This window comes from Paramesorhizobium deserti (genome assembly GCF_001558695.1).
Lineage (GTDB): Bacteria > Pseudomonadota > Alphaproteobacteria > Rhizobiales > Rhizobiaceae > Paramesorhizobium > Paramesorhizobium deserti.
In genome coordinates this window covers 1425001-1447097 of sequence record NZ_LNTU01000001.1, presented here as the reverse complement: position 1 = coordinate 1447097, position 22097 = coordinate 1425001, and the positions used below count along the sequence as shown (strand labels likewise).

Below are 22097 nucleotides of genomic sequence, written 5' to 3'. Positions count from 1 at the left end.
CAGGTTGGCGGACGATTTCCTGGGCTCTGCCGGCAACTGCGGGTTTGATCATTCCTCATCATCCGGTAATTCCTGCTGTAAACGCGGCCCTTTCGCAAGTCGCCGGCCGAGAGCCTCGACAAAGCTCTCGTAACGTTCGAGCCCCTTGGCGCGGACGGCAGCGTGCGAGGATTCTGGAAGCGCCGGCGTGGAGATCAGCCAAAAGCGAACGAAGAGCGCGATCGTTTCGACTGAGATACCAATGTCACGTTCGCAGCGCTGCAGCTGGCGGGTCAGCCGGTCGAGACGGCGAGTGATGGCCGCTTCCTGCCGTTCCGCGGTGTCAGGCGACAGGAAGGAGGCGATGGCCGCCTCCGCGACAACAGATTTCGAGACCTTGTGCCGGTCGGCATAGGCGATGAGAGCACGAAGCTGATCGGGTTCGAGGTATACAGAAAGCTGCTGCTTCATGGCGGTCACAACTCCAATCCATCATCCGGATCGAGCGAGACCTGACGCGCCACGCCAAGCATCTGGCGACGCAAGGCGCTGGAATGAATCACCTCGTCGTCGGGATCGTCCTCCAGCAATTCGAATTCGTTTTGCGGCGCTTGGCGCGGATCGATGTCCTCATGGCGCGGCAATTCGGGTTCCCTGCGAATGCCGGAATTGTCCGGATCGCTCTCGTCCAATGTGGCCGACAGCGCCGCGCCGGTCGATGCGGGCGGTTCGCAACGAGCCGATGCGACGCGGCCCGCCCAATCGTCGGAACCGCCGCTGGCCGGATGAGCTGGCGAAATCGCCGGCGGTGGAAGGATGCGCTCCGACAGCCTCCTGTCCTCGAAATATCGGGCTTTCTTGGCGCGGACGGGAAAGAGGCCGGACACGAGCACGATTTCATCGGTTGGCGGGAGCTGCATCACCTCTCCGGGCGTCAGCAGCGCGCGGGCGGTTTCCTGCCGCGACACCATCAGATGCCCCAACCACGGCGAAAGCCGATGACCGGCATAGTTCTTCATCGCCCGCATTTCGGTGGCGGTGCCGAGCGCGTCGCTGAGCCTTTTGGCCGTCCTTTCGTCGTTCGTGGAAAAGGCTACGCGGGTGTGGCAATTATCCAGAATGCTGTTGTTGGCCCCATATGCTTTCTCGACTTGATTGAGACTCTGGGTAATGAGGAAAGCCCTGATCCCGTAGCCTGCCATGAAGGCAAGCGCGCTCTCGAAGAAATCCAGTCTTCCCAAGGCCGGAAATTCATCGAGCATCATCAACATGCGGTGGCGGCGGTCCCTCGCATGCAGGTCCTCCGTCAATCTGCGCCCGATCTGGTTCAAGATCAGGCGGATCAGCGGCTTGGTGCGGCTGATGTCTGATGGTGGTACAACGAGGTAGAGCGTGACCGGCTTTTCGGACGATACGAGATCGGCTATACGCCAGTCGCAGCGTGACGTGACCTTCGCCGCAACAGGATCGCGGTAAAGCCCAAGAAAAGACATGGCCGTGCTCAAGACGCCTGATCGCTCGTTCTCGCTCTTGTTCAGCAGTTCGCGCGCAGCGGAAGCGACGACGGGATGCGGACCAGCCTCGCCAAGATGATTGGTCAGCATCATGGCGCGCAAGGTCAATTCGATAGGCCGCCTCGGATCGGACAGGAAGGAAGCGACACCGGCCAAGGTCTTGTCCTGTTCCGCATAGAGAACATGGAGGATCGCGCCGACCAGCAGCGAATGGGACGTCTTTTCCCAATGGGAGCGGCGTTCCAGCATGCCTTCCGGATCAACGAGAATGTCGGCGATGTTCTGCACGTCGCGCACTTCCGCATCTCCCGGACGCACTTCCAGCAGGGGATTATAGGCGGCGGAATCCGGATTGGTGGGATCGAACAGCAAAACGCGGCCGAAGCGGGAACGCCAGCCAGCCGTCAGTTCCCAATTCTCGCCCTTGATGTCATGGACAATGCAGCTTCCCGGCCATGTCAGCAGCGTCGGCACGACCAGGCCGACGCCCTTGCCGGATCGCGTCGGGGCAAAACATAGTATGTGCTCAACACCATCATGACGGAGATATTCGCCGCGATAGCGGCCGAGCACCACGCCATCCGGGCCGAGCAAACCAGCGCCACGGATTTCCTGTTCGCTCGCCCATCTGGCCGAACCGTAGGTGGCGAGATTGTTCGCCACGCGAGCTCGCCATATGGACATGCCGATTGCGACAGCGATGGCGACGAAGCCTCCGGACGCGGCGATGATCCCGCCCGTCATGAACACATCAGGAGCGTAGGCGTCGTAGAAGAACCACCACCAGACAATTGCCGGCGGCGAATAGACAGGCATATCGCCGATCTCGAACCACGGTTCGCCCAACTGGGGCTGGAAACCAAGCCGCCACGCGGTCCATTGCGTCGCGCTCCAGATGGAGGCGAGCACAATGATGAGGACTGTCAGTATTGGACCCCAAAGGATCTTGGTGGCAGACAAGGCTTCTCCCGCGAAAAATGGCGGGAGACATAGAGGATGCCTAACGGACACCCTTTCAAGGAGCTTTTATCGTGCTTCGCGCTCCGACCTACAAAGACAGGCGATTTTCGCTCGGGGCCTTACAGATCGAGCCAGTCGAGATGACGGGCGCCGTGCAGGATTCGTTCGATCACCACAACACCCGATTCGCGTTCGGCGTAGAAGATCAGGTAGCGTCCATGAACGGCGACACGCACACCCCTGGCCATATTCCTCGCGTAAGCGATAGATTTCCGGATTATCGGCAATCGTCTTGCAATGAGCGCGCAACTCGGCCGTGAATGACAATGCACGCGCCGGATTATCGGCCGCGATGTAAAGAGCGATTTCGGTTAGATCCTGTTCGGCAAGGGCTGCAAAATGAAGGGAACAGGAAACCACGTCAGCCGGCCATGCCCTTTATGCGGGCCTCCAGCGCATCGAATACCTTGTCCGCCGGAATGGTCTTGCCACCGGCCCGGCTTTCCTCGATGGAACGGCGAATTTCCTCGACACGCAATTGCCGTTCTTCCGCCTGTTCTTCCAGCAGCCGCAGTCCGGCGCGGATAACCTCACTGGCATTATTAAAACGCCCGGTCTGGAGCTGCGCATCCACGAATTTATCGAAGTGATCTCCGAGTGTGAAACTACGAGCCATGAGGTCCTCCTGTATGATCTGATCGTACATAATCATATCACGTTTCCATTGCCATCCGCGAGTCCGCATCACCAATTTAAAGGCCGATTCCTCTCTTGCGTCCAAAATTCCAATCGACACCACCCCCGTTCCGGGCAATACCGCTGACCTGACGGCCCAGATACGGTTCGACCGAATGCGCCCATGGCACAAGCTGAAAGCCAAGACCATCATCGATCATAGCGAACCGACCGGAAGCAAGCGTCACGCGCTGGCGATAGAGACCCGAGATATGGTCGCCCGCTTCGGCTTGTTTCCATGACAGTCCTGTTTCGGCGGACAGGTTTGCGGCAACGCGCTCAAGCTCTCTCCGGCGCAAGGTCGAAAGAAGGTTACGGCGGAAGGTAATGCCGTCATCGCCATGGCCCGCAAGCCCTTCCTCGACGAGCCGTTCGGCACGGGCTTCCATCGCTGCCTTCACTTCGCCTCCGAAACCGCTGTCGGCCAGATCGGCATTGGCATTACCGAAAAGCTGGCGGTCGAGCCAGGTGGCGCCATCGGCCTGTATCTGGTTTTCTATCGACAGGTCGGAACGGACGGCCAGCGTCATGCGACGGCGGGCGCCGCGATCTCCATAGGAACGCAGTTCGACAACGGAGCCGGGGGCGCAATCACCGGCCGCATCGAGATCAGGCAGCCGTACATGATGGATACGGCCGTCAACGCCGTCGATTACAGCATAGGCGGAACCGGATAGTTCATTGTCTAGCCCTCGCGCCACCAATCGGCCGACAATACATTCGGTCACCTCCCCGGCCAGAACATAATCGGACGCTGCCCACTCGATTCCGCTTTCGGTCAGTCCGCGGTGGATTCGCTTGATGATGTCGCCGCGCTCGCCAAGCTCCCGCAATGTCGCCTCGGCCTTGTCGTCGATAATCCATTGCCCCTCACCGGCCAGTTGGGCGAGGCCAAGCTTTTCCAGCTTGCGAAGGCGGCCGACCTTTAACACATGAAACTCGTCAGGCCGATTATCCGGGTCGGGCCGGAGATCGACAATGCCGTTCTCGATGGATGCCTGCCGAACAAGCGCCCGGTCGAGCTGTGTCCAGCGTTCGGTTTCGATCTGGCGTTCGATCGACCTGCGAATATCAAGATCGGTACGCGGCCCAAGCTCTTGGGTAAGAATGTCGCGCGCGCGGCTGCGCATTCCCTCGCGAATATAGTCGCGGTCGATAACCAGATTTTCTCCATCGTCGGCGACACCGCGCACAAGGATATGCAGATGGGCGTGCTCGGTGTTCCAGTGATCGACGCCAACCCAATCGAGCTGCGTGCCAAGATCCTTCTCCATCTCCGCCATGAGATCGCGGGCGAAGGTTTTCAGGTCTCCCAGCTCAATCGCATCGTCCGGGGAAACGATAAAACGGAAATGATGCCGGTCGTCGCCGCAACGCTTCGCGAAGCGGTGACCGTCGACATCGTCATGATCAGCGTCGAAGAGCCCGCCAGCCACGCCATCCTTGCTGACGCCCTCGCGGCGAAGATAAGCGACATGCCCCGCCATCGAACGGACGCCTTTCGTGTTGCGTACGACGCGGGCCTTGATGACGACGCCGCGCGAGCGATTGTTGAGAAAGCGGCTGGCGGCCAGAGTCGCCGCCCTGCCCCGTCCCATGCTTCGGCGCGGTCCCTTGGAAGATGAGGCGCTGTCCGAGCGTGCCGGTGATGGTCCTCCCGCACGATGGGACGCTGCAAGAACTTGCGCGATGAATGGCTTGCCCCGCTGGCTGCCACGGGAACGAATACGGCCCGGACGAACCCGAAAATCATCATCCTTGACCATTTAGCCCCCAAAACCCTGTAAGAACTGAGCAAAAACAGATAGTTGCAGGATGCAGAAGGGTGCCAGGCAGGCAACACCCTGTGAGATTGAAAATAAGCCTTTGAAATCACGATGAAATCCACACCCCGACCGTCCGCACCCTGCTGCCTTTATCCTGCCTTCCCTTTCCCGCTGGCCTATCTGCCCCGTCATGCCTTGAATGGTGAAAATCATGGCCGCTTCCCCTGCCCCTGAGACCTGCGCACGAACAGGCCCTCGGACGGCGGCGCGAGCGCCGAAAGATCGATGATCATGCCGATGCCGGCCTGTTGGTCGGAAGGATGATCGCCTGCTGTCTGATTGCCGCCAACGGGAACCGCTGCACGCCCGACGAAAAGCGGCGCGACGGACCATCCAGCGCGTGTCGAACGATCAGCCGCGCGAAAAGCAACGGCGGCATGTTCGTTGATTAGCGGCACGATCTTCTCCATGTAGACGACCGTCTCGGCCGGCAATGGAACGTCGGAAACCAGATGCTTTTCGCAGCGGCCGGGACCGGCATTGTAGGCGGCGAGGAAACCAGGCGAGCCGTAGAGATCATACAGCTCGGCGAGATAGGCGCTGCCCGCCAGAACGTTGTCGCGGGGATCATAGGGATCGTTGCCAAGGCCGTACCGGGCGCGCAATTCCGTCCATGTGGCGGGCATGATCTGCATCAGGCCCATTGCGCCCTTTGGCGAGATGGCGTGTGGATCATGATCGCTCTCGGCGCGCATGACGGCGCGTATCCAGCGCTTAGGAATGGCGAAACGCTTCGCCGCTTCGGTGATATGACCGGCCCACGGATCGGACGATGCGGCGGCCACGACAGAACGCGCCGACGGTTGATCGTTCCCCAGAGGATCGGCCATTCCCGCGCATGACGGTGGGACGTTCATGGTAGCGGCGATCAGAAGCGCCACAAACGCCGGAACGGCGGCGCAAAGTCCGCCGCCCCGATTGTCCATCAGACTGCCATCGTGCTCGCTTTGGCCAAGGGCAAGGCTTCGCCGCCGGCCAGGATTTTCCGGACGGGCATCGTCGTGAGACCTGTCCGTTATCCGGAAAATCGGCCGTCGCCCTTGACCGCCGCTGCGCGCGCCGGCCGCCCGGTGGGCGATCGGGTCGAGGGGAGTGATCGGCACTCGATCGATCAAGGGGAGTGAGCCTGAAGGTTCGCGGGAAGAATGGCAGCGCATGAACGTCACGCCTCACCGTCGCGCCGCGTCTTGCGCGTCCAGTGGAGATTCCAGACGTCCTTCCTAGTGTCGGACTCGAACATACGGGCACGGATCGGTTCGACAAAGGAAGGATCGTCGATGGTGACGGAAAGATACGCGCCCGCGCGCTCGCCGGTGCGATCCCACGCCGCGCCGACTTCGAGGCCATCGGCGAAGATGCGGTGGTTCGGCGCATTTTCGGCATCTGTCTCATCGATGGGAAGGATCGTCACTTCGGCGTCGAGGGTGAGCGTGCGGATGCGGCCGAAAAAGCCGTCATTGTTGCGGGTGAAGGTGCCTATCTGGGCCATTGCGGGAAACTCCTACTGTTGGAGAAAACGAGCCGTCACGGCTCGTCGGAAACCGGCTCGCGCGAGCTTTCGGCGGCCGGATCGGGATCGTCGGCGGTCCAGAGCGGGATCGCCCGGCCGACAACGGTTGTGAGAGGAAGCGGCCCGAAATAGCGGCTGTCGAAGCTGTCGGGACAGTCCCAATTCATGAGGAAGACTTCACCGGCGCGAAGCGTCCGGCAGCCTTGCCAGACGGGCAGCGGACGGCCCTGGCCGTCGCGTTCGCGGGCCTTCCCGTAGGTCATGCCGTAGGCGGTGATCTCCGCGCCGTTCCGGCAGACGGTGGTTCCGGCAAGAGCCAGCACGCGCTTGAGAAGCGGCAGGCCCTTCGGCAGATAGCGGCGCTCGTCGAGGAAGCCGGCCAGATCGTCGGGCGGCATGACGACGGCCAGATCGGTGACATCGAGCTGGTCAGCGGGAACGATCCGGTAGAGGCCGACCGGCACGCTGGCCGATGCATTCCAGATCAAGCGAATGGTGGGAGCGTTCCAGACCGGCAGAGCGATCAGCGCCGTACCGACCAGCATTGCGAGAAGTGTCATGTGGCGCGCGGTCATGGCTGAAACTCCCGCCGCAGCAACCATGCGCGATGCTGCTCACGGCTATAGCCGCTGAATGGCTCGTTGACGATCAGGCGGTTGTGAATATGCCGCCAGTGATCCGGCGAAACGTCGACCGGATCAACACCAATCCGCTCGATGGCGTCTATGGCGTTCAACACTTTTTCGACCTTTGGCCAGCCATGTGCGCGCAACAGGATTTCACCGCCAGGGTCGACCAACGGCACGGTCTGGTAGCTTTCTCCCGGTGCGACGGCGCGCAGAATATCGATACGGGAAACAACGGTGCCGTAATCATTCGCTGCCCATCTGACGAAGGCGAAGATGGCGCCCGGATCGAAGCTGACGACGCGGCGATGGCGGTCGATGCGCTGCTCGGCCGCGACCCGGCCGAAATGGATGCGTTGCTCGATCCGTTTCTCGCGCCATGTCAGATGAACCAGCGTGCGAGGAGAGGAAGTACCTGCCTTCATAGGCTCGCCCTCCCGACGAAAGGCGACACGAATGCTCTTCCACAACTGTGATTTTCAGGAGGGTACGTTAGGAAGAATCCGAAGGATTCGATGTTAGTAATGTTAGAAAGGGCCGGATTCTGCTTTTGGAATCCGTCGGTTACAAGGGGGCATCGTTCCCGATAGATCGGGAACCCCGTTCCTGATGGTACGGGCTCGAGCGTTCCCGATAGATCGGCTCCGTCCACAACTTGTCCACCGAACAGCAGCGACACGGCAGTTGCAGTGATGCTCATTGCCGGTCTCCTGTCCGCATACGTGGTCGGATGGCCCCTTTCAGCTGCTCCGGACGGAAGGTAAGCCGCTGGCGTCCGACCGGATCATCAGCCAGCGCGAGGCGATAGCCGGGCAAAGATTGTCGCTCGACAATGGCGCGCAACTCGAAATGGAAGCGCCGGAAATGAGACATGCTGCCGGATTTCAGGTGAAGGTGCTCAAGATCGAAACTCCAGCCGAACGACTGGCGACCGCCATGCTTGCGCACGAGACGATATAGCCAGCGTTCAAGCCCGCCTGTCAGATCGAAATAGGCACGATCGATGGTCAGGATCAGCGCATCGTCGATGACGCCGGCATAGAACCAATCCGCAAGGATCAGTTCGACGCCTGTGGACCGGCCTGCCGTATCCAGCCGCTCCTTCCATTCGGCAATCCACGAGAAGCGATGCCGCCTGCGTTCGTCCGGCTGGCGAATCGAGGTAACGATGGTGGTCGATTGCAGGCGGTCCAATGCCGCTTTCAGCCTGCTGTAGTTCACGCCTGAATCGGAACGACCGATGAAAGAGAGGATTTCGTATGGTGTGGCGAACATGAAGCGCGAGGTTCGCAACCCTTTGTCACGCGCATCGACAATCTGGGACGCCGCCCATATCAGAATATCGGCGTCCCAGATCGTCGCCATGCCATGCTCTGCCGTGGCTTCAACGCGGATTGACACATCACCCATGTGGAAATCGATCGGCGTCACGCGGCGCGACTTGGCCAGTGAGAAGAACGGCCATGCCATGAGATCCTGCGCATCGCGCGGTACGAATGGGCCGGGCCGCGCATGAAACAGTTCGCGTTGTGGCGATCCCACCATCGAATCGCGCATCACTTCCTGCCCGCATAACGCGGCGCAAGCGCTGCGTGCCTCTTTGCTGGACGAATAAAATCGTCAATCGGATCGGTGGTGGACACGCGGGCGCCGATCTCGGTCCATGCGCGCAGATCGTCAATGTCGTAAAGCACGCGACCGCCGATCTTGCGGTATTTCGGGCCGGTGCCATAGGTACGATGCTTTTCGAGCGTCCTTTTGCAGATTCCTACGACAAAGGCGGCTTCCTTGGTGGTGAGGAACCGCTGTGGGGCTTCCTTCCTGACTTCTGTCATATGTCGGCTCCGTCTCGTTCCGATGCGGCCCCGACCTGTCGGGGCCTACGAAAAGGACGGTGCCGGAAGAGCCGGCACGAAAGGGATGTCAAAAAACAGGGGGCAGTGCTTTCCTACCCCCTGATGATCCTGCCGCCCCGAGGCTTGCCGCGCCGATGCGGATAGAACAGCAGATCGTGATATCCGCCGTCATAAATCATGCGATCTGCCTTGCGGAGAAACTCGCGAATGCGATGTTTCAGGGGATGGTCGCGCCAATCCCGTGACTGGATTATTTCGTTCACAAGCAATGTATTGGCGATTTCGCGATAGGTTGCGCCGGCCTTGCGACCGTCGAATATCCGCAAGGTGAGGATGGCAAGCCTGCGGCTGTGAGGCGGCAATGCCCCATAGTCGGGACCGGAAGCGCGCCCGTTCAACTGGCGCCAGAAGCGGCCCGCCGCGTGGAGCCGAGTGTCGAAAGCTTCATCCACCGGCAACTGAACGGTATTGAAGCATGCCTCACCGCATTCGTTGACGACAATCAGCCTGTGCGGATAGTTTTCCGGCTGCCAGCATATATGAAGGTCATTTCCGACGAGGCGGCAATCGGCATCCGGCAGGCGCGCAATGGGGATCGAACTGGACGGCCACAGGGCCTTCTTTGTCATTGCGAGATGAAGAACACGAGGAAAGACTTCGAAGGTCCAGAACACCGGCTCCCTTCGAATATCGGCCTTGGGGGCAAAATCGAACACCCCACTTTGCCGCAAACGCATCGGTTACGCGACCGTCGGAAGACGCCGTTTTGTATTCCTTGTGGAAATCTTCATTACGATGCAGAAATTCGCAAGCAAACCCTTCCGCATCGTGATCGTTCATGTAGGCATAAGCGGCGGGATTTTTCCAATCATACTCGGACATTCCAGACTCCTACTACTATTGGACAAAGTAAGGTCGGAAGTATTGGAGACGTAATTATTGGAAAACCAGATCGCTATTGCGCAAACCACTGATACAATATCAGCAAAACCTTCTGATAAACGAATTTAGTTGGGAGCACCGCCTCGCAACAGATGTTTGTAACCGCTTGACGCTATCCAGCGCGCCCGTGCCAGATGACTTTCCCATGCGCGCCGTGCGCGTTCCGGCTCTGCTTTCGGATCGATATGCAACACGATACGGGCAACCTCCTGCCATTCGGCATTGTCGTCCGCCGCGTCGAGCAGGCGCAGATAGGTGACAAGATGCGCTTCATCATAGCCGGTGAGGATTGGGGAATCCGGCGCGCTGTCGGCAACGTCTGGATCAAGCTCAGGTTTCTGCATCGTCGTTCCCTCCCCCTGTCTGTTTCGCAACATGTCATAAGAATGTGGCGTTGTTTTAAAGACCGCATCGTGGCCTCACACGCCGCTCGTGTATTATGGCGGATGTACTTATAGGATTATCATTCCTGGTGCGGTGGCTCTTGCTCCGCTTCCCATCAGCCGTGGACTTGAAAGATTCCATGGCGGTCAATCTGCGTCGGATTCACCATAAGAGACGTCCTTTAAAAAATGAGCCTGTCGGGCAGTGGATCGCGAGCCGGGCGCAGCCCGGCGAGCGGCGGCCGCGCTGATCCGGTTCGACGGACGGCGAACAGCCTGCGAGATAGTAAAGGCGTGGAGCCGGAAAGCCGGCTCCACGGCTTTTATAGTCAACGGGTCTTGAGCTTCTGCATTCCTTCGGCCAGCGTCCAGAGCGCACGATTGAGGGTCACATTCTGATCAATGCCGTTGATGGCGCGGGTTTGGCTGCGCCGAATACGGCCTTCGGAATTGCGCCGCTGCCCGTGCAAGCCGCCCCTTATCATGTTCTCCTGAATGGTGTTGAAGGTCATCCAGAGGCTTTGTCCGTTGTCCTCCCGGCGGCGCGGCGTTGTGATCTGGTCCGGGCGGATCGGGCTTTCTTCTTCGCCATAGCGGGCGACAAGGCTCGCCTCCGCCAATACATGGCGTTCATCTGTCGTAAGCGTGATTTCCTTCATCGCCTCGCTGGCGTCGATCAGGCGCGGAAAATCCTCCGCGACCGTATGGACCCCTTCGATAATGTCATGCCGGATGTTGCCCTTGTGCGGAACGCGGACTTCCTCGAAACGCTCGCCTGCGACCAAGCTGTTTGTGCAAACGAAACGCAGCATTCCGGCAAACATCTGGTAACTCGAAGTGCCGTCATGCGAATTGACGATGATGACTTCCGCCGCCTCCGGCTTACCGATCCCATCGTCGCGGCGTAAACGCAGCATATGCTTGGCGTGTCCCATACGGTCACCATCGCGGGGAACCGCCTGCACGGCGAAAAACGGGAACCATCCTTCCCGGCGCAGCCCCTCCACGATATCGATGGTGGGGACATAGACGTAACGCTCCGACCGGCTGTCATGCGCTTCGCGGGCGAATATGGACGGAACGTGCCGGTAAAGCGCCTCATTGTCGAGGGCTTCGCGTCCGCTGATCTGGTGGCTGTTGCGACCAAACCGTGTAGCGAGATGGTAATTCATGGTCCTTATTCCTTTTTTCCGTAATTGCCGAAGGCATGTCCCCCGACATGCCTTCCGGGGGCGCGTGAGCGCGCGGGATGGAAGGGACAAGTGCCGGCGAGCGTGGTCGGGTTGCGCGCCAGCGGGGCGGATTGGAAAATAAAGGCTATGAAAGCCATGACCCGCCCTGCGCAGCGGGCGGCCCCGCCATGCGCAGGTGGCGCTTGTGGGGAGAAAGGGGAAAGTCCCCCTTGGTTTCCCCACATGATCGGCAAGGCATCAGCCGCGGCCGATCAGGACAAAGCGCGCGAAGCGCTCCCTGTAATGATGGCCGTTGGCCAAGAATGCAGCGAAGTGCGTGTTGTTTCTGCGTTGACTTCAATACAGGCGTTGAAATCAGCATCAAACGATGTCATTTATGATGCTTAGACGGAGACGAGCCGATGCGTTCTACTATCAACATCGATGACAGCCTCATGGAAAAGGCCCGGACCTTGACCGGCACCAAGGAAACGTCGAGCGTTATTCGCAAGGCGCTGGAAACTCTCGTGCGCGTCGAATCTGGAAAGCGCCTGATCGCGCTGGGCGGAACGATGCCCGACGCCCAAGCTGCGCCGCGCCGCCGGAACGCAGTGGCAAGGTGATCCTCGTCGATACGTCGATCTGGATAGATCACTTCCGCCACTCCGATGCGGAGTTGCGCAGGGTTATCGAGGATGACTTGCTGTTTTGCCATCCGTTCGTAACAGGTGAACTTGCGCTTGGCAGTCTGCGAGACCAGGCAAATGTGCTCGGATTTCTGGCAGTGCAGCGACAAGCGCCAGTCGCGACACATGATGAAATCCTGACAATGATAGACTGTCATGGTTTGTTCAGCATGGGGATCGGCTATACCGATGCCCATCTGTTGGCGTCTGTTCTGCTCGACCAAGGGGCCAGCCTGTGGACGCGCGACAAGCGCCTGAAACTGGCTGCTGAAAAAGCAGGCGTGAACTTGCATATATCTGCAACCACGACAAACTAGCCTTTTGAAATGATCGGCGAGACGTCAGCCGTAGCCGATCAAACAAAGCGCGCGAAGCGCTCCGTATGATTGATGGCGGCGGCGGGCATGAGCATGGCGCGGCCCCGCTTTCACGGGGCCGGGCCGATGGCCTGTTCAGTTCATGGCGCGGCGGCGCGACCAGATCAGGGCCAGTTCCTCGCTTTCCGTCTCGACCAGGCTCGCATAGATCGGAGCAGGGAATGAGGGATCGTCCAGCTTCACCGAGAGGTAGGGGTTGCCTGCGGTGGACTGCTTCTTCCATGCCGCTCCGAATTCGGTGGCTCCGGCGAACACGCGGAAGTCCGGCCCGTTTTCGGTTTCGCCTTCGACGGGCAAGAACTTCACCGACTTGACGTTGAGGTTGAGGGTCTTCACCGAGCCAGCGAAGCCGTTGTCGGTGCGGGAGAAAGTGCCGATAGTAGCCATGACATGATTTCCTTCTGCTGATCGGGCCGCGCCCATCGCGGTCTCGATGATGGTCGATGGACCGGGGACGATCGGCCTGCACCCACCGGGGTCCCCGTTGCGCTTGCGCAATGGGGTGGTCCTTAGGGCCGGAATGAAATGGAGGGCGGCCGGTGGCAGCTTTTTTGTCTCGCGATGCAAAGCCGGCCTTCTGGCCGGCGGCGGAAAAAAGTTGTCGCCGGACGTTGCAGGATTGAGATCGAGGCGGCGCTTGCGTCGCCGGTCTTCGGTCAGACCAAATCAATCGAGATCGCGGTGGGCGTGGTCCGGTCCGCGGAAAAAGGAAATCATGGCGTGGCTGCTGTCGGTCAGCACTTTTTCTCGCGCCGACAACGGCTTGGCTGGCTCCCCGTGCAAGCCCCCTCAACCTCAACGTCAAGTCGGTGAAGTTCCCCCACGGTCGTCACGAGGTGAAAACGAAAGCGGGCCGGACATCCGCCCTTGCTGTTTGCAGGAGCAGCCGGGTTTGGGGCGGCATGGAACGAGCCGGCCTCTCCAGCGCGGGCAATCCCTGCTTCTCGGTGAAGCTGGACGATTCCTTGTTCTGCTCTTCGGTCGCCCTGGATAGCGGGCATGGCCGGGGAGCGGAAAGCGGGGAACTGCCCTGATCTGTTTCATGTTGCTGTGCCATCGACTGAACAGGCCATCGGTCCGGCCACGTGGACGTGGGGCTTTTCCGGGCGAATGTCCGCCGCCGCCATCCCTTGCGTTAGGAATGGAAGCCGGGGGGTGAAGCCGACGGCCCGGCCCACAGGGCAACGCCCATATCTTCCCTGCAGCCTATACCATGCCATTCGGGAAAACCCGGATACGCAATCAGCGATCTTCACGGAACATAACGGGATTGGCCAGCCTCGCTAGCGCCGACAGGCCGACAAACGCGCCGCCGATGAGGGAAAAGGCTTTCCGCCAGACTTTGGAAGGTACGGCTTCGCGAGCGACACCATCCACAAGAGCGAAGCCCGCGATGGCAGCGGGGATCCGAATATCAGGACGATGGGGAGACGCAATTCCGGCAAGCGCAACTTGGCGTGGCGATAGGCAAGAAACCGTACGATGCCACACCCGCGAACAGGCCGACAATGCCCGCGCCGGGGTACCCGGCTCCGGTTGCGAAGGCAAAGCGTGTTACCATGACGGCGAACAGGAACGGCACGGCATAGGTCGCCAGCATGTAGGCGAGTGAACACATGGCGACGATCAACACCACGGACAATGTAAGCAGCGCAATCATTCCGGGGTCTCCCTGCGGTTCTTTAGACTGACCCGCTTCGGCACATCGGGATCCGACGCGCCGGAACGTGTTTCAGGTGACAATCCTTCCGGCATGGCTGGCCATCCTCGTGTAGTAGCTGAGGCGGTGGGCCGGTTTGAAAAACAGGTCGCGCTCGACCGGCAGGCCAAGCCCGCCGCGCACATCCTCAATTTCGGACAGCATGACGTAGCCAAGTTCCGGACTGCCAAACCCGAGATCGCAAAGCCCGAACAGGCGAAAATCGCCATCCGGTTCCTTGTATGCTTCGGTAATCAGCATGTGGCGGAACCGTCCGGCGTGAACAGCTTCACGACAGGGCGCGGATCGAAATCCTCTTGTTCCTCGCTGGCGCGGCCATTGGCGATCAGGGCAGCGCGCAGATCGTCGGGGATCAGGGTTTCGGTACGGGGAAATCGCCTTGTCATGACGCCGCCTCCCCTGCTTGATCCCTTAGGTCGGCGTCCTCGTTGATCCGGTAGCGGACACGAAAGGCGAGGATCGCGCCTTTCTGCCGCTCCAGCTTTCGGGTCAGCGCGTCGACCTCGCCGCGCCGTTCGAAGCGGAGTTGCGCGGCGTTCTCCTGACACTGACGCTCATCGGCGGGGGTCCATGTGAACTTCATACGGCCATACTGGCGGGTCTTGACGCGAGCGGTGATCGTCATGCGCTCGGCGCGCTTCCTGATCTGCCGTTCGATGATGGAAAGGTGATTGCGGGTTTCCGCGCAAGCCTTCACCATGCGGGCCAGCATTGCCCGCTGCTCGGAGTAGCTTTTCATTGTCGTGGTTCCAGTGATCCGGGTCGAGGTTCCGGTCGCGCCGTTGCGGCGCGGCCGGACTTGTCCTCGTGCTGTCGGGAGAGGCCGGAACCGCATGGCGACTCCGGCCATGACGGTTCACTCGGCAGCGTCGTGGAAGATGTCGCCGTCAACGTCCTCGCCACCGTCTTCCGCATCGGGGTCCGGACCAACCGGGGCCGTCTCCGGTTCAGCGGGCAGGTCCGCATCAGGGTCCGGCGTGTCCGGGATCGGCTCATCGGCTTCCGGCGCATCCGGGTCGGGGGCTTCCTCGTCGGGGTCCGGCATCTCGAAAGCCATCGCTTCCAGGTCGCGGGGTTCCTCCGGTTCGGCCGTTTCCGGCGCTTCCGGCACGGTCGCAACGGTGTCGGCCTCGGCTTCCACCTGCGGAACGTCCAGCCCTGCGGACGGCTCGGTGCGCAGCAACGGCGGAAGCCATCCGGTTCCGGCAAGCAACTGCTCGGCAGCTTCCGCCATCTCCTGCTTCTTCATGCCCGAAAGCCGTTTCGCCACCTCGTCGCCAAGGGCTTCGCCCATGGCGGCAAGGATATGCGTCTTGGCCACGCGGCCAAGATAGGCGCTGACGGTCGGCGTCCAATGCTGGCTCATATCCAGTGCAAGCGCGGTCGCCAGCCTGTCAGCGGCCATATAAGCGTTGCGCCTGTGCTGCTCCCACGGCAGCTTCAAGGCATTGACAGTCAACGATGCGCAATGCGCGAACAGCGCCATAACGCTCACGGGGTCCAGACCGGCAATAAAGTCCCAAAGGTCCGCCACGTTCTGCGGCATGTCCGAAGCCCATCCGGCATGACGATCCGCCAGCATCTTCGCCGCCGCCGTATCCTCGATGCCGTCCGCATGGCTGGCGAGATAGGCGCTGATCGGGCGGATTTCGAGGGCATGGGCATTCGCGCCGAGATAGAATGTCTGTGCAGCGAGCGCATGGGTGACGGCAATCAAGGCCATATCCGGTTGTTCCCCAAGCGTAAGACGAAGGCCAAGCGTCCGGTGTGCCGTCAGATCTCGGGTGAGAATATCGGAAATCGGCTGCCCTGCGTCTCCTTCCGGTTGCTCGTCATCGTGTCCATCAGGGTCCGGACTGAAACCGTCTTCGATGATTTCGCCATCCTCATCGACGCGCATACCGTCAATGACGGTTTCGCCGCCGCCGTCCACGTCTTCGTCTTCCTCCGGTTCCGGCGCCTCGTCTTCGGGCCGAACAAAGCCACGTTCGATACGGGCGGTTCCGTCATGATTGAGGCAAACAAGCACGCCGCCACCGGCAATCTGGTCCGCCCCGTATCCTTCCCGCTCCGCTTCAATGCGTTCCATTTCCGCTTCAAGTTCCGCGAAACGCTGGTCCACATCGGCGGGCAGCTCGTCGTCCGTGTTCTCCCATTCCGCTGTCAGTTGATCAAACTCTTTCCTCGCTGCGGCATAGGCGGCTTCGTCTTCTTCCGACAATTCCACTGCCTGCGGATAGACACGGCGCAAACCATGGGTGTGGGGGAAGTCGATAAAGGCTTCCGCCCATTTCCAGCCTTCCGCCTGAATGTCGGCGGCAATGCCTTCCAGCTTGGCAAGAACAAGCTGGTCCAGAAGCGCTGGATCATCATAGTAGCCGCCGCGATCTTCGCTAAAAAGGTCGCGCACGATATAGCCGCCCGCTTCCGTATAGGCTTCGGGACCGACAAAGATGGCCTTACGATCGTTCGCCTGCACATGGGTCCGGGTCAGATCGCGACGAATGATCCACGGCTCGCGATTGTAGCCAAGACCGGCATAAACCTGTTCCTGCCGCGCATGGTCGTCGGTGATCGCGAACGCCTGCAACTGGTCCAGCGTCAGGTTTTCATCACGGTAAAGCTGCATCAGCCTGAGGCTGACCGCGCCAAGGCGAAGCCGCTGCTTCACGACATGCTCCGAGACGCCGAAGCGGGTCGAGATTTCCGCCGCTCCCCATCCGCGATTTTCCGCGAGTTCACGGAACGCCTCGAACTGGTCGGCGGGATGCATGTTCGCCCGCGTCACGTTCTCATCAAGGCTGATTTCCTGCGGGTCGTTGGCGGTATCCAGAATGCAACGGATGGCTTCCGTCTTTTTGATTTCCTTGCGCTTGACGCGCAAAAGTTGCGCCTGCCTGCGACCCTCTCCGATGGTCACGAAATAGAAACCGGTTGCTTCGCCTGCCTCGTTCACTTCCGGTTCCACCACAAGGTTCTGGAAGAGCCCCTTGGCGGCGATGCTGGCCGCCAGCGCCTCGATATGCGCCTCGCTATGCGGGGTCTTGCGCGCATTACGCGGCGACTTCTTTAGCTTGTTGAGGGGAATGAAGATTTCCGTGCCGGTCGCGGCTTCCGCATCCGCCACGGTTTCGACTTCCGCCGTCATGGCGGCTTCCGGCTCCGGCGCCGGCAATGCCGCCACCACCTCCGCCGCATCTTCGACCGTCGCGACAGTGACGGCCTTCGTCCTCTTTGCAGTCCTTGCCATTGTTCCTATCCTTTCCTTAAGTCAAATGCCGAAGGCATGTCCCCCGACATGCCTTCCGGGGGCGCGTGAGCGCGCGGGGATGGAAGGGGACAAGTGCCGGCGAGCGTGGCCGGGCTGCGCGGCGAGCGGGACGGATTGGGAAATGATGGCGGCGGAAGAAGTGGGCCGTCCTGAGAAGCAGGCGACCCTGCCATGCGCAGGCGGAACTTGAGGGGAGAAAGGGGTTAAGACCCCTTGGTTTCCCCTCATGAGCGGCAAGGCTTCAGCCGCGGCCGATCAGAACAAAGTGCGCGAAGCGCTCCTTATTTCATGAGGAAGGCGTGGATTTCATCGGGCAGGTCTAGACCGGCCAATCAGACCGTCCTTATTGTAGTTCGGAGTATCCTCTTTGCCGCGCGATGCGGCCCGCCCTGTTGTCTTTCCGGGCTGATCGAGTCTCGATGGTTTCGCTAACACTCTCATACGAGCCAGGGACGCCATGAAACCGCAACGTGACAGGATCAGGATCGACGTCCTTCCGCCCTCCGACCTGTTGGAAGAGGAAGCGGTTCGGGGGCGAATAGCCGATGAGGCGATCATCGCCCTCGCCCGCCTGATCGGCCGGCAGATGGCGCGGGAGCTGTTTCAAGAGAAAACGGCGTTGGAGCGTCGCTCGAATAATGCCCGAACGCGGAACATGGTGTCGTAAGCGATTGCTTATTCCCATCCCGATACAGGCATTGCCTGCCAGAATATTCTTACATTGCCATTGATCCCTGAATGGGATCGTTATAGGGTCGTTTCATGAGGATCATTGCCCGTCGAAGCTTGCGGGAATTTGTCGAAAGCCTCGCAGGGCAAAAAGATCAGCCGGCCGTCAAGGCGACGCTCGATGCCTGGTTTGATGAGGTCAGCAAGGCGGAATGGGCAAGTTCCGCCGATGTGAAGCGGCTTTACGCCACGGCGAGCATCGTCAGCGCCGAACGGATCGTCTTCAACATCAAGGGCAATGACTATCGCCTCGTGGTGTCGGTCGATTTCGAGAAAGGTATCGTCTGGATCAAATGGATCGGCACACACAAGGCATATGACAGGATCGATGTAACAGAGGTGAAGCATGGCGACTGACCTGAAGCCTATTCGCAGCGAAGCGGATTATGACGCTGCACTTGCCGAAGTCGAGCGCTTGTGGGGTGCCAAGAGCGGTACACCGGACGGTGACCGTCTCGATGTGCTGGCGACCCTGATCGAGGTTTATGAAGCGAAGCATTATCCGATGGACCCACCGGATCCGATCGAAGCGATCAAATTCCGGATGGAGCAGCAGGGATTGACACGCAAGGATCTCGAGCCGATCTTTGGAACCCGCAACCGCACATCGGAAATCCTCAATCGCAGGCGTGGCCTGTCCATCGAGATGATCCGGCAATTGCATGACCGCCTTGGCATATCGGCCGAAGTGCTGATCCGGCCAAGCCGTATCGAAAAGGCAGCCTGACGCGAAAGGACAGCCGATGACCCGCGTTGCGATCTACGCTCGTTACTCCTCCGACAATCAGAGCGAAGCCTCGATCGAGGATCAGTTTCGTATTTGCCGGGAGCAAGCAAAACGCGGGGGCTGGAAAGTCGTCGGTTGCTACAAGGACGCAGCGATTTCCGGTTCCACCGTGATCCTGCGGCCAGGTATCCAGATGCTCTTGCAGGATGCACAGGCTGGCCAGTTTGACATTGTGCTGGCCGAGGCGCTGGACCGCATCAGCCGCGATCAGGCCGATACGGCCAGCCTGTTCAAGCATCTCAAATTCGCCGGCGTGCCGATCGTGACGCTGGCGGAAGGCGAGATCAGTGAACTGCATGTCGGGCTGAAGGGCACGATGAACGCGCTCTTCTTGAAAGACCTTGCCGCCAAGACCCATCGCGGCCAGCGCGGCCGTGTCGAAGACGGCAAGTCGGGCGGTGGGCTGTGCTATGGTTATAAGGTCGTGAAGCAGGTGGATGCACGCGGGGAGCCGATCCGCGGTGACCGCGAGATCGATCCACGCGAAGCCGAGGTGGTGCGGCGCATTTTCCGCGATTTCGCCGCCGGCATCGGCCCGCGTACGATCGCCAGAAAGCTCAACGATGAAGGCATTGCCGGTCCGGGGGGCAAGCTCTGGAGCGACACAACGATCCGCGGCCATGTGAAGCGCGGCACCGGCATCCTCAACAACGAACTCTATATCGGCCGCCTGATCTGGAACCGGCTGCGCTATATCAAGGATCCGTCGACCGGCAAGCGCGTGTCGCGGCTCAATCCGCAATCCGAATGGATCGTCACGGAGGTACCGCACCTGCGCATTGTCGATGACGAACTCTGGCAGGTGGTACGGGCGCGCCAGAACGAGATCGCAGACAAATATGCGAACGTCACCGAGGCCGTCCGGGGACACCATCAAAAGAACCGGCTTGCCGGTGTGCGGCGTGCGAAGTCGCTCCTTTCCGGACTGATCTTCTGCGGATGCTGCGACGGCCCCTACTCGCTGCGCGGCGCGGATCGTTTCGCCTGCTCGAACCATGTCAGCAAGGGCACCTGTTCGAACGGCGCCACAATCGCACGCGAGGAGCTGGAGCGGCGGGTGCTCACCGGCCTTAAGGACCGGATGATGTCGCCGGACGTGGCTGCCGAGGCGATGCGCGCCTATGCCGACGAGGTCAATCGCCTCAACCGCGAGCGGCGCTCGAACGGCGATGCCTGGAAGGTGGAATTGCAGAAGATCGAGCGGGACTTGGAGAAGGCCGTCGATGCCATCCTGGCCGGCGCTCCTCCCCTGACATTGAAAGAGAGAATGGAGAAGCTGGAGGCGCGTAAGTTGGAACTGACCGCCCTTCTCGCTGAGGCGCCCGACGACAAGCCCGACATTCTGCCGAGCGCGGCTGCGATCTATGCGAAGAAGGTCGGCCGGCTGACGGAGGCGTTGAACCGGCCGGAAGAGCGAACCGAGGCTGCGGAAGCGCTGCGGGCGCTGATCGAGAAGATCGTGCTTCGTCCTGGCCCGAAGCGTGGCGAGATCGATGCGATGCTTTATGGCGAACTCGGCACAATCCTGAACTGGGTCGAGCGGCAAGCCATTGGGAATGCTATAAAAAACAAAACTCCCGGCGCTTTCGCAACGGGAGTGTCGGTATCAGTGGTTGCGGGGGCAGGATTTGAACCTGCGGCCTTCAGGTTATGAGCCTGACGAGCTACCGAATGCTATAAAAAACAAAACTCCCGGCGCTTTCGCAACGGGAGTGTCGGTATCAGTGGTTGCGGGGGCAGGATTTGAACCTGCGGCCTTCAGGTTATGAGCCTGACGAGCTACCGGGCTGCTCCACCCCGCGATAAAGCGTTTGCATAGTCGAAGCATGATTTGAATGCTGTTATGGCACTATGCGAGAACTGATTGTCTGGCAATTCGGGGCTTATGCATGAGGCATAAGCGACGATTGCCTGCTGTGATGAGAAGATGGTTTTCTTGACTTTGCGATTAGCAGACCTGGCAGCGACCTACTCTCCCGCGTCTTGAGACGAAGTACCATTGGCGCTGGAGCGTTTCACGGCCGAGTTCGGGATGGGATCGGGTGCAGCCGCTCCGCCATAACCACCAGGTCGGCAAAGCGCAAAGTCATTACGCATGATTCCAAAAAGTTGCAGACTTTTCGGATAAGATCATGCGGGTAAAATGAGAAGCTGGTTCTATTTCTTTCTGCTTTTTTCCATCGTTTCCGGACAATCGCCTCCGAAGCTTCAGCTTCGCAAGGCCGACTGGCCGTCGCGCCCCGTCCGGAGCCAGCCCGAAGGGCTTACGGCGCGAGGACAAGACAAAACTGATGCTCATCGCTTAGGCGATGAGCATTGATAATGAGAACGATCAAGCCGATCGAGCTATTAGTACCGGTAAGCTGCATGCATTGCTGCACTTCCACACCCGGCCTATCGACGTGGTGGTCTTCCACGGCTCTCAAGGGAATACTCGTTTTCAGGTGGGTTTCCCGCTTAGATGCCTTCAGCGGTTATCCCGTCCGTATATAGCTACCCTGCTATGCGGCTGGCGCCACAACAGGTCCACCAGAGATACGTCCATCCCGGTCCTCTCGTACTAGGGACAGATCCTGTCAATATTCCTACACCCACGGCAGATAGGGACCGAACTGTCTCACGACGTTCTGAACCCAACTCACGTACCGCTTTAAATGGCGAACAGCCATACCCTTGGGACCTGCTCCAGCCCCAGGATGCGATGAGTCGACATCGAGGTGCCAAACAACCCCGTCGATATGGACTCTTGGGGGTCATCAGCCTGTTATCCCCGGCGTACCTTTTATCCGTTGAGCGATGGCCCTTCCACACGGGACCACCGGATCACTATGACCGACTTTCGTCTCTGCTCGACTTGTCTGTCTCGCAGTCAGGCGGGCTTATGCCATTGCACTCGACGAACGATTTCCGACCGTTCTGAGCCCACCATCGCGCGCCTCCGTTACTCTTTAGGAGGCGACCGCCCCAGTCAAACTACCCACCATACACTGTCCTGGACCCGGATGACGGGCCGCAGTTAGACAT

At 60.0% G+C, this 22097-nt stretch carries 26 protein-coding genes, 1 tRNA gene, 2 rRNA genes and 3 pseudogenes (1 of these 32 running past the window's edge); 7 read left to right on the top strand and 25 right to left on the bottom strand.

The annotated features are described in order from the left end of the window. Positions 1-48: 48 nt before the first annotated feature. From ATN84_RS06915 to ATN84_RS06840, 17 genes and pseudogenes are all read right to left on the bottom strand, one after another. Positions 49-450 carry a CopG family transcriptional regulator gene (locus tag ATN84_RS06915; RefSeq protein ID WP_068880759.1) on the bottom strand — a complete coding sequence of 134 codons (402 nt, stop codon included), beginning with the start codon at positions 448-450 and terminating at the stop codon, positions 49-51. Positions 451-455: 5 nt separating this feature from the next. Next, positions 456-2453, bottom strand: a complete 1998-nt coding sequence (locus tag ATN84_RS06910) for a conjugal transfer protein TraG (RefSeq protein ID WP_068880758.1) — start codon at positions 2451-2453, stop codon at positions 456-458. 119 nt (positions 2454-2572) lie between these two features. Next, positions 2573-2701, bottom strand: a complete 129-nt coding sequence (locus tag ATN84_RS28075; protein WP_342027673.1) for a hypothetical protein — start codon at positions 2699-2701, stop codon at positions 2573-2575. Positions 2702-2738: 37 nt separating this feature from the next. Further along, positions 2739-2873: pseudogene (locus tag ATN84_RS28070) on the bottom strand (type II toxin-antitoxin system RelE/ParE family toxin); the annotation flags it as partial. Position 2874: 1 nt separating this feature from the next. Then, positions 2875-3159, bottom strand: coding sequence for a type II toxin-antitoxin system ParD family antitoxin (locus ATN84_RS06900; RefSeq protein ID WP_244490987.1), 285 nt, complete (start codon positions 3157-3159; stop codon positions 2875-2877). Between the two features lie 46 nt (positions 3160-3205). Continuing rightward, positions 3206-4954 carry a relaxase/mobilization nuclease domain-containing protein gene (locus ATN84_RS06895; protein WP_068880757.1) on the bottom strand — a complete coding sequence of 583 codons (1749 nt, stop codon included), beginning with the start codon at positions 4952-4954 and terminating at the stop codon, positions 3206-3208. Then, positions 4955-5167, bottom strand: coding sequence for a hypothetical protein (locus tag ATN84_RS06890; protein WP_068880756.1), 213 nt, complete (start codon positions 5165-5167; stop codon positions 4955-4957). Continuing rightward, positions 5164-6117 carry a lytic transglycosylase domain-containing protein gene (locus ATN84_RS06885; RefSeq protein WP_244490986.1) on the bottom strand — a complete coding sequence of 318 codons (954 nt, stop codon included), beginning with the start codon at positions 6115-6117 and terminating at the stop codon, positions 5164-5166. The genes ATN84_RS06890 and ATN84_RS06885 overlap by 4 nt, the downstream gene beginning before the upstream one ends. 59 nt (positions 6118-6176) lie before the next feature. Then, complete coding sequence (locus tag ATN84_RS06875) at positions 6177-6503, bottom strand: DUF736 domain-containing protein (protein WP_068880753.1); 327 nt, start codon at positions 6501-6503, stop codon at positions 6177-6179. A gap of 35 nt (positions 6504-6538) precedes the next feature. After that, positions 6539-7099, bottom strand: coding sequence for a S26 family signal peptidase (locus ATN84_RS06870; protein ID WP_068880752.1), 561 nt, complete (start codon positions 7097-7099; stop codon positions 6539-6541). Next, positions 7096-7575, bottom strand: a complete 480-nt coding sequence (locus ATN84_RS06865) for a DUF2840 domain-containing protein (RefSeq protein WP_068880751.1) — start codon at positions 7573-7575, stop codon at positions 7096-7098. Before ATN84_RS06865 ends, ATN84_RS06870 begins: the two co-directional genes overlap by 4 nt. 271 nt (positions 7576-7846) lie before the next feature. Continuing rightward, positions 7847-8707: a replication initiator protein A gene (locus tag ATN84_RS06860; RefSeq protein ID WP_082766108.1), complete on the bottom strand. Its 861-nt coding sequence runs from the start codon at positions 8705-8707 to the stop codon at positions 7847-7849. Beyond that, positions 8707-8985, bottom strand: a complete 279-nt coding sequence (locus tag ATN84_RS06855) for a helix-turn-helix transcriptional regulator (RefSeq protein WP_068880750.1) — start codon at positions 8983-8985, stop codon at positions 8707-8709. The genes ATN84_RS06860 and ATN84_RS06855 overlap by 1 nt, the downstream gene beginning before the upstream one ends. Before the next feature lie 113 nt (positions 8986-9098). Then, positions 9099-9722, bottom strand: coding sequence for a DUF2285 domain-containing protein (locus ATN84_RS06850; RefSeq protein WP_068880749.1), 624 nt, complete (start codon positions 9720-9722; stop codon positions 9099-9101). A 49-nt stretch (positions 9723-9771) separates the two neighbouring features. Continuing rightward, positions 9772-9846, bottom strand: a pseudogene (locus ATN84_RS28115) (transcriptional regulator domain-containing protein); the annotation flags it as partial. A 167-nt stretch (positions 9847-10013) separates the two neighbouring features. Beyond that, positions 10014-10292 carry a DNA -binding domain-containing protein gene (locus ATN84_RS06845; RefSeq protein WP_068880748.1) on the bottom strand — a complete coding sequence of 93 codons (279 nt, stop codon included), beginning with the start codon at positions 10290-10292 and terminating at the stop codon, positions 10014-10016. Positions 10293-10660: 368 nt separating this feature from the next. Beyond that, positions 10661-11503 (bottom strand): DUF932 domain-containing protein, encoded by an 843-nt coding sequence (locus ATN84_RS06840; RefSeq protein WP_068880747.1) that lies wholly within the window; start codon positions 11501-11503, stop codon positions 10661-10663. A gap of 243 nt (positions 11504-11746) precedes the next feature. On the opposite strand from ATN84_RS06840, the gene ATN84_RS27230 reads away from it, so the two are divergent. From ATN84_RS27230 to ATN84_RS06830, 3 genes are read left to right on the top strand one after another with little or no spacing between them, the layout of a single operon-like run. After that, complete coding sequence (locus ATN84_RS27230) at positions 11747-11911, top strand: hypothetical protein (protein ID WP_161939556.1); 165 nt, start codon at positions 11747-11749, stop codon at positions 11909-11911. A gap of 14 nt (positions 11912-11925) precedes the next feature. Next, a complete protein-coding gene (locus ATN84_RS06835) occupies positions 11926-12126 on the top strand; it encodes a type II toxin-antitoxin system VapB family antitoxin (RefSeq protein WP_068880746.1) in 201 nt (66 codons plus the stop codon). After that, a complete protein-coding gene (locus ATN84_RS06830) occupies positions 12123-12506 on the top strand; it encodes a type II toxin-antitoxin system VapC family toxin (RefSeq protein WP_068880745.1) in 384 nt (127 codons plus the stop codon). Before ATN84_RS06835 ends, ATN84_RS06830 begins: the two co-directional genes overlap by 4 nt. 135 nt (positions 12507-12641) lie before the next feature. Here the strand turns inward: ATN84_RS06830 and ATN84_RS06825 are convergent, their stop codons facing one another. From ATN84_RS06825 to ATN84_RS06805, 5 genes and pseudogenes are all read right to left on the bottom strand, one after another. Then, on the bottom strand, positions 12642-12953 hold the full coding sequence (locus ATN84_RS06825) for a DUF736 domain-containing protein (RefSeq protein ID WP_068880744.1): 312 nt from the start codon (positions 12951-12953) through the stop codon (positions 12642-12644). A 1027-nt stretch (positions 12954-13980) separates the two neighbouring features. Beyond that, positions 13981-14226, bottom strand: coding sequence for a hypothetical protein (locus tag ATN84_RS28065; RefSeq protein ID WP_342027670.1), 246 nt, complete (start codon positions 14224-14226; stop codon positions 13981-13983). Between the two features lie 72 nt (positions 14227-14298). Beyond that, positions 14299-14672, bottom strand: a pseudogene (locus tag ATN84_RS06815) (DUF2958 domain-containing protein). Further along, entirely contained in the window at positions 14669-15025 is a 357-nt protein-coding gene (locus ATN84_RS06810) for a hypothetical protein (protein WP_068880743.1), read from the bottom strand. The pseudogene ATN84_RS06815 and the gene ATN84_RS06810 overlap by 4 nt, the downstream one beginning before the upstream one ends. 117 nt (positions 15026-15142) lie before the next feature. Next, the gene (locus ATN84_RS06805; RefSeq protein ID WP_068880742.1) at positions 15143-17536 is read right to left on the bottom strand and encodes a ParB/RepB/Spo0J family partition protein; all 2394 of its coding nucleotides are present in this window, start codon (positions 17534-17536) and stop codon (positions 15143-15145) included. A 478-nt stretch (positions 17537-18014) separates the two neighbouring features. Here ATN84_RS06805 and ATN84_RS27445 point away from each other — a divergent pair, with 478 nt between their 5' ends. The 4 genes from ATN84_RS27445 (at position 18015) to ATN84_RS06785 (ending at position 20727) form a co-directional block, all read left to right on the top strand. After that, on the top strand, positions 18015-18224 hold the full coding sequence (locus tag ATN84_RS27445) for a hypothetical protein (protein WP_068880741.1): 210 nt from the start codon (positions 18015-18017) through the stop codon (positions 18222-18224). Between the two features lie 95 nt (positions 18225-18319). Then, entirely contained in the window at positions 18320-18643 is a 324-nt protein-coding gene (locus ATN84_RS06795; protein WP_068880740.1) for a type II toxin-antitoxin system HigB family toxin, read from the top strand. Next, positions 18633-19013, top strand: a complete 381-nt coding sequence (locus ATN84_RS06790; RefSeq protein ID WP_068880739.1) for a helix-turn-helix domain-containing protein — start codon at positions 18633-18635, stop codon at positions 19011-19013. Before ATN84_RS06795 ends, ATN84_RS06790 begins: the two co-directional genes overlap by 11 nt. Before the next feature lie 16 nt (positions 19014-19029). Then, a complete protein-coding gene (locus ATN84_RS06785) occupies positions 19030-20727 on the top strand; it encodes a recombinase family protein (protein WP_068880738.1) in 1698 nt (565 codons plus the stop codon). 71 nt (positions 20728-20798) lie between these two features. Here ATN84_RS06785 and ATN84_RS06780 read toward each other — a convergent pair. The 3 genes from ATN84_RS06780 to ATN84_RS06770 form a co-directional block, all read right to left on the bottom strand. Further along, positions 20799-20875, bottom strand: a tRNA-Met gene (locus ATN84_RS06780). Between the two features lie 153 nt (positions 20876-21028). Then, positions 21029-21143, bottom strand: a 5S ribosomal RNA gene (gene rrf, locus ATN84_RS06775). Positions 21144-21401: 258 nt separating this feature from the next. After that, a 23S ribosomal RNA gene (locus tag ATN84_RS06770) occupies positions 21402-22097 on the bottom strand; it runs 2108 nt beyond the window's last position.

Bases quoted from the DNA above. Each gene is read 5' to 3' on its own strand.
- ATN84_RS06915 (WP_068880759.1), bottom strand. From the start codon at position 450: ATGAAGCAGCAGCTTTCTGTATACCTCGAACCCGATCAGCTTCGTGCT.
- ATN84_RS28075 (WP_342027673.1), bottom strand. From the start codon at position 2,701: ATGGCCAGGGGTGTGCGTGTCGCCGTTCATGGACGCTACCTGATCTTC.
- ATN84_RS06900 (WP_244490987.1), bottom strand. From the start codon at position 3,159: ATGTACGATCAGATCATACAGGAGGACCTCATGGCTCGTAGTTTCACA.
- ATN84_RS06895 (WP_068880757.1), bottom strand. From the start codon at position 4,954: ATGGTCAAGGATGATGATTTTCGGGTTCGTCCGGGCCGTATTCGTTCC.
- ATN84_RS06890 (WP_068880756.1), bottom strand. From the start codon at position 5,167: ATGATTTTCACCATTCAAGGCATGACGGGGCAGATAGGCCAGCGGGAA.
- ATN84_RS06875 (WP_068880753.1), bottom strand. From the start codon at position 6,503: ATGGCCCAGATAGGCACCTTCACCCGCAACAATGACGGCTTTTTCGGC.
- ATN84_RS06870 (WP_068880752.1), bottom strand. From the start codon at position 7,099: ATGACCGCGCGCCACATGACACTTCTCGCAATGCTGGTCGGTACGGCG.
- ATN84_RS06865 (WP_068880751.1), bottom strand. From the start codon at position 7,575: ATGAAGGCAGGTACTTCCTCTCCTCGCACGCTGGTTCATCTGACATGG.
- ATN84_RS06860 (WP_082766108.1), bottom strand. From the start codon at position 8,707: ATGCGCGATTCGATGGTGGGATCGCCACAACGCGAACTGTTTCATGCG.
- ATN84_RS06855 (WP_068880750.1), bottom strand. From the start codon at position 8,985: ATGACAGAAGTCAGGAAGGAAGCCCCACAGCGGTTCCTCACCACCAAG.
- ATN84_RS06845 (WP_068880748.1), bottom strand. From the start codon at position 10,292: ATGCAGAAACCTGAGCTTGATCCAGACGTTGCCGACAGCGCGCCGGAT.
- ATN84_RS06840 (WP_068880747.1), bottom strand. From the start codon at position 11,503: ATGAATTACCATCTCGCTACACGGTTTGGTCGCAACAGCCACCAGATC.
- ATN84_RS27230 (WP_161939556.1), top strand. From the start codon at position 11,747: ATGATCGGCAAGGCATCAGCCGCGGCCGATCAGGACAAAGCGCGCGAA.
- ATN84_RS06835 (WP_068880746.1), top strand. From the start codon at position 11,926: ATGCGTTCTACTATCAACATCGATGACAGCCTCATGGAAAAGGCCCGG.
- ATN84_RS06825 (WP_068880744.1), bottom strand. From the start codon at position 12,953: ATGGCTACTATCGGCACTTTCTCCCGCACCGACAACGGCTTCGCTGGC.
- ATN84_RS28065 (WP_342027670.1), bottom strand. From the start codon at position 14,226: ATGATTGCGCTGCTTACATTGTCCGTGGTGTTGATCGTCGCCATGTGT.
- ATN84_RS06810 (WP_068880743.1), bottom strand. From the start codon at position 15,025: ATGAAAAGCTACTCCGAGCAGCGGGCAATGCTGGCCCGCATGGTGAAG.
- ATN84_RS06805 (WP_068880742.1), bottom strand. From the start codon at position 17,536: ATGGCAAGGACTGCAAAGAGGACGAAGGCCGTCACTGTCGCGACGGTC.
- ATN84_RS27445 (WP_068880741.1), top strand. From the start codon at position 18,015: ATGAAACCGCAACGTGACAGGATCAGGATCGACGTCCTTCCGCCCTCC.
- ATN84_RS06795 (WP_068880740.1), top strand. From the start codon at position 18,320: ATGAGGATCATTGCCCGTCGAAGCTTGCGGGAATTTGTCGAAAGCCTC.
- ATN84_RS06790 (WP_068880739.1), top strand. From the start codon at position 18,633: ATGGCGACTGACCTGAAGCCTATTCGCAGCGAAGCGGATTATGACGCT.
- ATN84_RS06785 (WP_068880738.1), top strand. From the start codon at position 19,030: ATGACCCGCGTTGCGATCTACGCTCGTTACTCCTCCGACAATCAGAGC.